The organism is Pyrobaculum sp., assembly GCF_049971835.1.
In the GTDB taxonomy this organism is placed as follows: Archaea; Thermoproteota; Thermoprotei; order Thermoproteales; family Thermoproteaceae; genus Pyrobaculum.
In genome coordinates, this window is the sequence record NZ_JBMFKV010000066.1 from 1 (window position 1) to 10,184 (window position 10,184).

A 10,184-nucleotide genomic window follows, 5' to 3' on the forward strand; every position below is an offset into this window, starting at 1 on the left:
ACGCCGGCGACTACGCCATAAAGGACCAGGACGGTTACATCTGGGTGCTGGGGAGGGCTGACGAGGTGTTTAAAGTCGCCGGCCACAGGCTGGGCACCTACGAGCTGGAGTCGGCGCTCATATCGCACCCCACGGTGGCTGAGGCAGCGGTGGTAGGGATACCTGACGCCATCAAGGGTGAGGTGCCTATTGCCTATGTGGTGTTGAAGCAGGGGGTGTTGCCTAACGACGAGTTGAGGAAGGAGCTGAGGGAGCACGTCCGCAAGACCATCGGCCCCATCGCCGAGCCGGCCCAGATATTCTTCGTCACCAAGTTGCCGAAGACCCGCTCCGGCAAGATCATGCGCCGCCTATTGAAGGCGGTGGCCACAGGGGCGCCCCTCGGCGACGTCACCACGTTAGAGGACGAGACGTCGGTGGAGGAGGCGAAGACGGCGTATGAGGAGTTAAAAAAGGAAGTATCATAATAAAATAAATTTTTGTAAAGAATATTTTTTACTTTATTAAAGGGGATTTCTTTGGTATCAATACTTAAAAATCCGAGATATCTTAAGTCTATGGCAAACGGAAGTACGGCAAATCCGGCGCCTCTAGGTCTCTCGGGCTTCGCGTTGACGACGCTTGTGTTGAGTAGCTTCAACGCAGGCCTCCTCAGCGGGCAGGGCGTGCCTGTAGTGCTCGGCTTAGCCGCGTTCTACGGAGGCCTGGCGCAACTCGTCGCTGGTATTTTGGAGTACTTCAAGGGCAATACATTCGGCTACGTAGCCTTCTTCACATACGGCGCCTTCTGGGAGTGGTTCTACCTCACGGTGGCCTTCTTCCCGCAGTCTCTGCCGTACGTCCCCATAGTGTTGTGGGCCTTCGGCATATTTACCTTCGTCATGTGGATAGGCACGTTTAGGACCAACGCGGCTCTGTTCGTCGTGTTCCTCCTCTTGTGGATCACCTTCTTCCTCCTAGCCGCAGGCGCCACGGTGGCCGGGGGCTATGTGGGCATACTGACCGCGTTAGCCGCCTGGTATGCCGCCTTTGCCCAAGTCCTGGCCGAGATGTGGGGGAAGCCGGCCGGCGCGTTCCTAGGCCCGCCTCCGGTTAAGCCCAAGAAATAATCCTTTTTTTTACTTCATCAAGGCCCTTATAGGCCTAAGCTCTCTCCTAAAGGGGTCGAGCACCAGCCCGAAGATCTCCAGCGTCACGACGCCGAGGATATTCTCGTCCTCGCTCTCCCCCAGCACGACGGGGGAGTGCCTCTCGCCGTAGCCCGGAAGCTCGATCAAGGCCTCAGACACCGCCCTCTTCACCACGGTGCCGTCCGCTAGGACAAACTCCATTTCGCCCATCGGCCTGAGGCCCAGCTCTTCCCAAACGTCTTTCCTGAGGACTGTGTAGGTCGCCCCGGAGTCGACAAGGGCTCTAACCCATTTACTGCGCCCCCCATGCTTAACTACTAAATCCACATAGACGAGGCCCACATAAAAAACGACTCACAAGTTTAAAAATGTAAGCAGAATGCGCTCTATATATTATGGCTGGGGTTCGGACGCGTTAAGACATCATTACTGACAACTGGGCTGAGTTATTGCGTTCTACGAGGTGGTAAAAACGTTTATAAGTATAGCTGTCTGATCTACACGTGATTGATATAGGCGTTGTGCTAAGTTCGCTTATCGCCCAGGCCCCCTTAGTGGCAATTGTCATAGTTGTGTTGTATCATATTCTTGATAAAAGAATTGAAAAATTGGAAAGATGGGTTGAAAAACTTGATAACAAGATCGAGTCTGTAAGGACTGAGCTTAGTGGCCAGATCAAGTCGCTGGCCAGGGCCTTTTACAGCTACAGCGACACGCTTATCCGCTTCCTAAGCGCCAAGGGGCTGGTGGCCGAGCCAGAGGCTGTGCTTCTACGCGGCGCGCTGGATGCTTTAATCCCCGTCGCCAGGTCTAAGTACTACACAGAAGAGATTAGAGAAAAGCTGTTGAAGCTGTTGAGAAAAGAGATAAAAGACTATACCTGGGACGACGTAGCTGAGCTAGAGAAAATAGCGGAGGCCATATATAAGGAGTATGAGGCCACGGGGAGGGAGGACCTCCTCGACTACTACCCCAAGCTAAGGATGTACATCGCGATAATCCAAGGCCTCCTGACGAGGAGAGAGATGGAGCGCAGAGAGGTGACAAAGCAGAGCTAGCACGTGGCTGGCTGACTCAAGTTAGACTACCGCGGCCATAGGCGAGTTAATAAGAGATAGATCTGCTTCACTATGCTCCATTAGGCGGCTCCGGGTATAAAGATAGCCAGTTCTGGTGTGCACTGTGGGGGATGCTAAACCTAGAGAGAAGCGGAGTTGGGCGTTGATCTTCATATCGGACTTAGCCGTCTAGAGGTTGGAGGGCGATTTATATCCTGTAATACTATATACCTAATATAGTGGGCGTCTTGATTTCGCTGGCGCTTCTCTACTCCTCTTTTTACAGCCCTGTAAGAGTTGTGAATGTTTTCCTTGCCGAGGAGCACAACAAGGGCCGCGTTGCAGAGGTGGAGAAGGCGGAGAGGATTGTGGAAGAGGAGCTACAGTCGCTTGAAGTGTTTCTGAGGAAGCGTTGGGTTGAGGAGAGGTGGGCTGGGCTACTGTCCTACTGGGTTAAGATCGCCGAGGAAGAGGGCGAGGGGGCCAGCGAGGGGCTTGCGAAGACCGCCGCCTTAAGCGCCGTTAAGAAGAGCATTCTCCTACTTATCAACTACACGAAGTACATGGCGCTTGAAAAACCTGATGAGGCTGAGAAACTTATTTCAATTCTTGAAAAGGTATATAAAATTAAATAGGTGAGGAGGTGTATAAGGCCTATGTCTAGATCTACAGTGCCTGTGGAGGGTGAGGTAGCTAAGGAGCTGTCAACAGTGGCCAAGTCGCAGGGATTTTCCGTGTTGAGACTAGCCTCTGATTCCTTGAAGCTGGCTCTAGAGCTTTTAAAACGCGGCATTACTCCAACCAGAGCTATAGAGATGTGGAGGCTGATGGAGAAAATTATGGCGTTCGACGCGGTGCCCGTCCCACTGTCCTACCTAGAGCTGGTGGCTAAGAAGTGGGGGATTTGCGAAGATCCTGAGGTAGAGGCCTTCCTCAGGGAGGTGGGGGCTAAGTTCGGCAAAACCGTTGCGGGGGAGTTTAAGAGCTTCGGCGAGTTTATGTCGGTGGCTACCCAGCTTCTCTCAATGTTGCCGGTGGCTAGGCTCTCCCTCGGCCGGGGCGGCGACACGTGGCGTATTGTCTTCACCTCGGCGGGGTCCTTCTCTGTGAAGTGCCTGGGCTACTTCGCCGAGGAGGCTGTAAAGCAGTTTGGGTGTGTGGTGAAGATTTCCTACGGGGACTCTACGATCACCGCAGAGGTCACGTGTTGACAATATTTATATCCACTGTACAGTTCTGTACATGGTTAACAAATATGCAAGACTAGCAGTGGAGAGATCTCTTGCCGACACTTTTTCGCAGAAGGTACGGAAAATGGGACGCAAGCCCTCTGACGTAATATCCGCGGCTTTGAAAGCGGTTATAGACGCCGTTGATCACGGCGTCGACCCCATAGATATGATTCATATATGTCGAATAGCCAGATCGGTGGGGATCGGAAGGGGGGGCTACGAAGTTGGGCTAAACGCAGGCGCTCTGCTCAAGGCGTACTACACCCCGCAGGAGTTCCTAGAAGTATTGACGAGGGTGGGGCCCCAGGCGATGGGCGTCTACAGGATTGCCCCCGGCGTTTTTAGGATTAACGATCCCCAGCTCCGCGACACTGTGCGGGGGTTGCTGACCGGCATGGGGTGTAGATGCGAGGAGAGTCAAGAAATCCTCAAGGTTGTCTGCGACTGAAGGTACACAAGTTATAAATCTTGTACACAGCATGACCAAGTTTTATAACAAGAGTTAAATGCATAACAAGTCGTGTAGACGCATGTCTATCTCTAGAAGAGATGCGATTAAGGCCGGGGTCACAATAGGTATTGTTGCAGGCGCCTCTGGCCTTCTGCTTAAGGCTACCGCAGGCGAGGCGCTTAGGGCCGGCGTCTCCGTGGCGTCTATCCCCTCTATCTGTGGTATGTGTATGGCGCAGTGCGCAATCTACATCGACGTGGTGGACGGCAAGCCGGTGAGAATAAGGCCAAATACCAACGCCCCAACCAGCGCCTTGGGGATATGTCCCCGGGGGGCCTCCGGCACATTCAACGCCTGGCTTAACCCAGACGCCGTGAAGAAGCCCATGGCGAGGAAGGCGCTTGTAGATTGGGTACAGGGCAAGATCAGCTGGGAGGAGGCGAAGAGGCAACTGTCTCAGTCGAGGGGGAGGTACGACGACATGGTTGAGGTGGACTGGAACACCGCTATTGAGATAATTGCCAAGAAGCTAAAGGAGCTGGCCGACAACAACGAGCGCCGCGCCTTCACCTTCCTCTTCGGCGCGTGGGGTCCCGTTGCGTCTATGAGGGCCGGGGTGCCCATCTCCCGCTTCGCCGACGCCTACGGGGGCGGCATGATAACCTTCGACAACCCCTACTGTACATACCCCCGCTACCTGGGGCACTGGCTAACATGGGGCCACGGCCACCAAGCCCACACTGTATGTGTCGACTACTCCGAGGCGGAGGCAATTCTCGTAGTTAGGAGAAACGTAATCGGCGCGGGGGTGGTGACGGAGACGTGGCGCTTCATGGAGGCGGTGAAGAGGGGGGCGAAGCTGGTGGTGCTCAGCCCCGTCTTCGACGAGACGGCCAGCTACGCCACGGTGTGGCTACCGGTTAAGCCAGGCACAGACCTGGCGGTGTTGCTAGCATTCATTAAATATGTCCTTGACAACGGCTACTACATCGAGCAGTATCTGGCTAGGTTTACCAACGCGCCGTTTCTCATAAAGGAAGACGGACTGCCCCTCCTGGCCTCGGAGGTGGCTTGGGATAAGTACGGCCTGTCTGAGCCCAAGGACTTCGCCTACGTTGTGTAGGACTCCGCCGCTGGCGCCCCCGCCCCCGACAACGCGGCCAAGAGGCCCGCCCTCTTTGGGCAGTACGAGGTCCAGCTGAAGGACGGCGGCGTGGCGAGGGCGAGGACCGCGTTGACGATACTCAAGGAGTGGGTAGACGCCAACCTCTCAGCCCTCGCCAAGAAGCACGGGGTTGGCGACTACATGGAGGCCGCGGCGAGGGAGGCTGATGTAAATGTCAACGACCTCAGAAGGGCGGCGGAGATAGTGGCGAGGTACAGAGCCGTCGCCCCTATCGGGTGGCACGACCCCCGCTACAGCAACTCGCCGCAGACATGGCGCGCAGTCGGCATCTTGATGGCCCTTCTGGGCCGCATCCAGCAGCCGGGGGGTCTCTTCCTCTTGACGCACCTAATCATGCCGTACGCGGACGTCTACACCAAGGTGCTGAAGTACACTAAGAAGGACGTTCCCTACAAGACAATCCGAGGCCTCACCTTCAGCGAATACGTGCCTGCCAACCTCCCGGCTATCTACGTGATTCCAGTCGCCCCGCCTCTGCCCGGCCCCTCTGACCGCGGCGCCCCGCCGGTGCCATCACTGGCGGAGGAGTGGGCGGTGGAGGCGGAGAAAGAGGGCTACCTCTACTCCTACGACACGGTGCAGGCGCTGTACGAGAGCGTTGTCCATGGGAAGCCGTTTAAGACAAAGGTGGTGTTTATCACCGGCTCTAACCCTATCCCGCAGATCGGCAACAGCAAACTCGTCGAGGCGATTTTCAGAGAGCTGGATTTAGTAATTGTACACGATATACAGTTCAGCGATACATCCGCATTCGCCGACTTGATACTCCCCGATCTTCCATACCTAGAGCGCATGGATTTGGCCCTGCCCGGGCCCTTCTCGCCGTTCCCCGCCATCTCCGTGAGGTTCCCGTGGTACTACGAGGAGTATATGAAGAAGCTTGAGCAGGGCGGGAAGCCGGGGGAGCTGGACAAGCAGTTCAGGTCTAGGGACGGCCGCACGATATTCGAGGTTCTGGTGATGGTAGCTCGGAGGCTTCAGCAGATGGGGGTCAAGGCTAGAGACGGCACCGACTGGTCTCAGAACATGCCTGTGGGTATGATCACTGAGGACGGCATCTTCCCGATACCCAACCTAAAGACGTTTATCAACGCCACTTTTAGGCGTATTAGGATTGTGGACGAAAACGGCCAGGTGAGGGCCCCCACGGTGGACGACTTGTACAAGATGGGGGGCTGGATGGTGCTGGTCCCCACCGGCCGCGTCGAGACTGTAGTAGACGAGCGGTGGAGCCAAGCCCTCGGCAAGGAGGTGAAGGTGAAGGTCCACGTGTTCAAGCCGGTGCAGTACAGCGTAGATAAGGAGCAGTGGCTTTGGAGGCAGATACACTACAACTCTCCCCTGACGCAAGGCCTTGCGCCGCTTCCCACGCCGAGCGGCAAGGTGGAGATCTACAGCATAAACCTGGCTTACGACGTGAAGAGGGTATTCGGAAAACCAGCCACTTCAATCGACCCCTCCGATCTGGAGGGCACTAAAAGCGGCGTGGATCCCCTCTTCTCGCCTGTGCCGCTGTACGCCGGGATGGCTAGGCCGGAGTACATGTGGGCCACCGGCCCGCCGACGCCAGACGTGGAGATCAACGGCCTCGTGCCCCCCGACCCGCCTAAGAGGCTTCTGTTCCTATACCGCCACGGCCCGTTCACTCAAACTCACAGCGCCACGGAGAACAACCTCCTCCTTGACACGTTAACGCCGGACGAGTTGCTGACTGCGTGGATCCACCCGGACACCGCGGCTAAGCTGGGGGTTGGGGACGGCGATGTGGTTGAGCTCAAGCCCGCGGCCCCCAAGGTGTTGGAGCAGTTGAAGGCAGTGGGCGTCGCCGAGGTGCCGACGGCTAGGTTTAGGGTGAGGGTGACGAAGATGGTGAGGCCGGATGTGATAGCCATCTACCACTACTGGCTGGTGCCCCGGGGCAGGCTGAGGGTGAAGGCGGCGAAGCTGGCGGGGTTGAGGTCTGGCTACAGCGACGACAACTACCTAGGACCTATGCTGGCGGGGAAGCTCGGCACGCCGGGGGCCATGGGCAATACAGTAGTAGAAGTGAGTAAAGTGGAGAGGCTATGAGGCCGGTATTTGTCATTGATCTTAATAAGTGCGTCGGTTGCCGCGCGTGCGTAGCCGCTTGTGTGCAGGAGAACGGCCAGGTGTTCACCGCCGCACGGACTGCAGACATCGGCAGGCCTCAGACTGTTTGGCTTAGGACGTGGGTAGAGTGGAGGGAGAAGGAGGATCCCACGCCGTCTAGGGAGTATATATCATATCTATGTTACCACTGTGAGAACTCGCCCTGTGTCACGGCGTGTCCAACCGGCGCCTCTTACAAGACCAAGGAGGGAATTGTGTTGGTAGACAAAGATCTGTGTATCGGTTGCCGCTACTGCGTCGTGGCATGTCCATACGGCATGAGATACGGGCCGCTGGTTAAAACCGCTGAAAAAGCTATGGAGGAGCCGCTAGTGAGGGAGGCGGCCGAGGGGGCTAAATACGGCGGGGTGATATTTAAACCGCCTGTACCTAATAAATGGGCCTTTAGAGCAGACGCCGTTGATAAGTGTACCTTCTGTTACCACAGATATAAGGGAGATGGCAAGATATGGACGCCTGCATGTGTAGAGGTATGTCCTACAAAGTCTCGGATGGTAGGCGATTTAGACGATCCCAACGACGAGGTGGCTGACTTGGTGCGTAGGGGCGTAGCTAAGCCGGCTAATAAATGGGGAGGGTTGGTATACTACGTGGGGCTATGAGCAGGAATATGAGGTGGGGTTTGGCGGGCCTCGCAGTGGTTTTAATCGCGGCGGGAGCTGTGCTGATCTGGCAGGGTAGTGAACATAGACATGCCGAGGTCATCCCCTGGGGCCTACTGGTGCCTGGATATGTCTATTTTGCTTTAGTAGCCACGGGCTCGTGTATTGTGAATTCGATTTACACAGTATTTGGGTATAAGGGGCCCAACGAAGAGTATGAGAAGATCATTAAGTTGGGCGTGTTCTTCTCACTGGCATCACTTATCCCGGCGTGGATTATGATATTAATGGACTTGTCAAAAGGACCGCTTGCCGCGATGAGTATGTTTATCCATACCAAGGAGGGCTTCTCGCTGTTCTTCCAGCCTCGTTCAGCAATTGCATGGATGGCCTTACTATACATGATAGAGGGACTTCTCCTACTAGTTGAATTAATATACTTTATACGTGGTGAAGTAAGTGAAAAACTAAAAATGATGAAATCGCTTGAGCTCGTCATTGCCCTAGCTGTATTAATCGCCTCCGTGCTAGTCTTCAGCAACCTAGGCCAGGTATTTGGCGACGTCATGGCTATACCTGCGTGGTACGGGCCGCACATGGCTGTTTACTTCATTATCAGCGCTATAGCAATAGGCGCCGCTGGCCAGGCTTTATTCGTATCGCTTTTTGCACGTAGCTTAGGCGTACGGGAATTCACTGCGTGGTACTATTCTAGGATATTAATGATTTCTTTACCAATTTTAGCATTCGTAAAGGGGTGGATGGTGATTAACTCGTATTACAACCCAGCCAGTTGGGAAGCCTACAGAGAAATAGTGTCTACGCCTACCTTTTACGTATTTGATGTATTTCTGTTACTAGTCTTGCCGTTTATAGTGGCTATAGTGGCCTACTATAGAAAGAACATGGCCTTACTCATTTTAGCTACGTTGTTGCTCGTGGTGGCTGGGTTTGTGAGTAAATACAACTTGCTAATCTACCCACAGATAGCCTTTATCCAGAGTTATCTTGGAGAGGCCGGCCACGTCCACTATGCGCCTACAGAGTTTGAGATGATGATATTCACCGGGTCGGTGTTGGTGTACATAGCATTGTTAATACTCGGCGTATTGCTTCTACCTCTAAAGCCAGGCGAGAAACCTAAAACTTTATATATTTTTAAGTAAACTGCCTCAAAAACTAAATAAAAATTATATTTTTTGTATATAGAACAGTATCTTAAATTTTATTAGTAATATGACTTATTAAAAGCCTTTAAGGAAAGTCTTCATATTGATTTCTCACAAGAAGTGTAGAAGAGGTTGTTTTTCCGAACTATGTTCTTTTTTCTGTATACAACTATGTACGGAATTTTACCAATACTTAAATATACCAATGAAACGCGTTTTATGCCAAAAAAATACTGGTTCTGGGCGGCGGCACCGGCGGCTTAGTGATTTCTAAAGAGGTTAGGGAGTTATTTAAGCCGGAGGAGGTGGAGATCATGGTCATCGATATAAAGGATAGGACCGAGTTCGCCCCTCGTATCTTTACGTGGCGTTTGGCTACAGAAAGCCGGAGCAGATAAGTGTGCCGCTGGAATACCTTAAGCGCCGTGGTATAAACTTCGTAAAGGCAAGAGTGACGAAAATAGACGCCGCAAATAGAAAGGTGTCGACAACCGCGGGAGACTTCACCTATGACATCCTCGTCGTTGCGCTGGGAGCGGTGACTGTGGACACGGGCTTTCCCCATACATGGGAGTTGGAGCCCTCGCTTAAGGTGGCCGAGGCGCTGAGCAGTTTAAAACAGGGCCACGTGGTGATCGGAGTCTACTCACTGCCTTATAGATGCCCACCGGCGCCGATTGAGCTGGCGATGTTGACACACTTCTACTACCTCACCAGGGGGTTGAGAGACAAGGTGAAGATCAGTGGTGCACCCGCTGAAGCGGCCCTTCGAGAGCTTCGGCCCCGTGGCAACTAGGTGGATCTCCGGCTTCTTACAGCAGTTAGGCATTGAGTACATAGGGGTGGGGCAGACGCAGGCGATTAAGAGTCTTGGGAAGAACGAGCTGGAGACCACGACTGGCGAGAGGGTTAAGTTCGACGCGGCGTTTATTGTGCCGCCGCACAAGGCGCCCGACCCCGTGCTGGGGAGCGACCTCGTTAAGAACGGCTGGGCCGCGCCGAGGAGTCCGCCAAACGGCGATTTTAGAAGTGAGAAGTACGATGACGTGTACGTTGTCGGCGACGTCGCGGCGCCTAACGTCCCCGTGGGGATGGCTGGGACAATTCTACACAGCTACGCGCCGTGGGTTGTGAGCAACATAGCGGCCGATCTCGCCGGCGTTTCCATCGGCAAGCCGCCGTTTAGGATCGTGGGGACCTGCGCG

12 protein-coding genes and 1 pseudogene are annotated in these 10,184 nt (G+C 54.4%); 12 read left to right on the plus strand and 1 reads right to left on the minus strand.

The annotated features are described in order from the left end of the window. The coding region (locus ACP5J3_RS07190) for an AMP-binding enzyme (RefSeq protein ID WP_428495060.1) at positions 1–467 on the plus strand (467 nt) is incomplete at its 5' end. A gap of 60 nt (positions 468–527) precedes the next feature. After that, a complete protein-coding gene (locus tag ACP5J3_RS07195; protein ID WP_428495070.1) occupies positions 528–1,109 on the plus strand; it encodes an acetate uptake transporter in 582 nt (193 codons plus the stop codon). Between the two features lie 9 nt (positions 1,110–1,118). Here ACP5J3_RS07195 and ACP5J3_RS07200 read toward each other — a convergent pair whose 3' ends face one another. After that, the gene (locus ACP5J3_RS07200; RefSeq protein WP_428495061.1) at positions 1,119–1,472 is read right to left on the minus strand and encodes an aspartyl protease family protein; all 354 of its coding nucleotides are present in this window, start codon (positions 1,470–1,472) and stop codon (positions 1,119–1,121) included. Between the two features lie 161 nt (positions 1,473–1,633). Between ACP5J3_RS07200 and ACP5J3_RS07205 the strand changes: the two genes are divergently transcribed. The 10 genes and pseudogenes from ACP5J3_RS07205 to ACP5J3_RS07250 all read left to right on the plus strand — a co-directional run. Continuing rightward, positions 1,634–2,188: a hypothetical protein gene (locus ACP5J3_RS07205; protein ID WP_428495062.1), complete on the plus strand. Its 555-nt coding sequence runs from the start codon at positions 1,634–1,636 to the stop codon at positions 2,186–2,188. A 239-nt stretch (positions 2,189–2,427) separates the two neighbouring features. Next, complete coding sequence (locus tag ACP5J3_RS07210; RefSeq protein ID WP_428495063.1) at positions 2,428–2,823, plus strand: hypothetical protein; 396 nt, start codon at positions 2,428–2,430, stop codon at positions 2,821–2,823. 21 nt (positions 2,824–2,844) lie between these two features. Next, complete coding sequence (locus tag ACP5J3_RS07215) at positions 2,845–3,399, plus strand: hypothetical protein (RefSeq protein ID WP_428495071.1); 555 nt, start codon at positions 2,845–2,847, stop codon at positions 3,397–3,399. Between the two features lie 31 nt (positions 3,400–3,430). Next, a complete protein-coding gene (locus tag ACP5J3_RS07220) occupies positions 3,431–3,868 on the plus strand; it encodes a hypothetical protein (RefSeq protein ID WP_428495064.1) in 438 nt (145 codons plus the stop codon). Positions 3,869–3,950: 82 nt separating this feature from the next. Further along, positions 3,951–4,994: a molybdopterin-dependent oxidoreductase gene (locus tag ACP5J3_RS07225; protein WP_428495065.1), complete on the plus strand. Its 1,044-nt coding sequence runs from the start codon at positions 3,951–3,953 to the stop codon at positions 4,992–4,994. A 90-nt stretch (positions 4,995–5,084) separates the two neighbouring features. Further along, entirely contained in the window at positions 5,085–7,127 is a 2,043-nt protein-coding gene (locus ACP5J3_RS07230; protein ID WP_428495066.1) for a molybdopterin-dependent oxidoreductase, read from the plus strand. After that, positions 7,124–7,810 (plus strand): 4Fe-4S dicluster domain-containing protein, encoded by a 687-nt coding sequence (locus ACP5J3_RS07235; protein WP_428495067.1) that lies wholly within the window; start codon positions 7,124–7,126, stop codon positions 7,808–7,810. Before ACP5J3_RS07230 ends, ACP5J3_RS07235 begins: the two co-directional genes overlap by 4 nt. Before the next feature lie 8 nt (positions 7,811–7,818). Further along, on the plus strand, positions 7,819–8,976 hold the full coding sequence (gene nrfD, locus ACP5J3_RS07240; protein ID WP_428495068.1) for an NrfD/PsrC family molybdoenzyme membrane anchor subunit: 1,158 nt from the start codon (positions 7,819–7,821) through the stop codon (positions 8,974–8,976). Positions 8,977–9,343: 367 nt separating this feature from the next. Continuing rightward, complete coding sequence (locus ACP5J3_RS07245; RefSeq protein WP_428495069.1) at positions 9,344–9,775, plus strand: hypothetical protein; 432 nt, start codon at positions 9,344–9,346, stop codon at positions 9,773–9,775. Then, positions 9,726–10,184, plus strand: a pseudogene (locus tag ACP5J3_RS07250) (NAD(P)/FAD-dependent oxidoreductase); the annotation flags it as partial. The gene ACP5J3_RS07245 and the pseudogene ACP5J3_RS07250, both read left to right, overlap by 50 nt.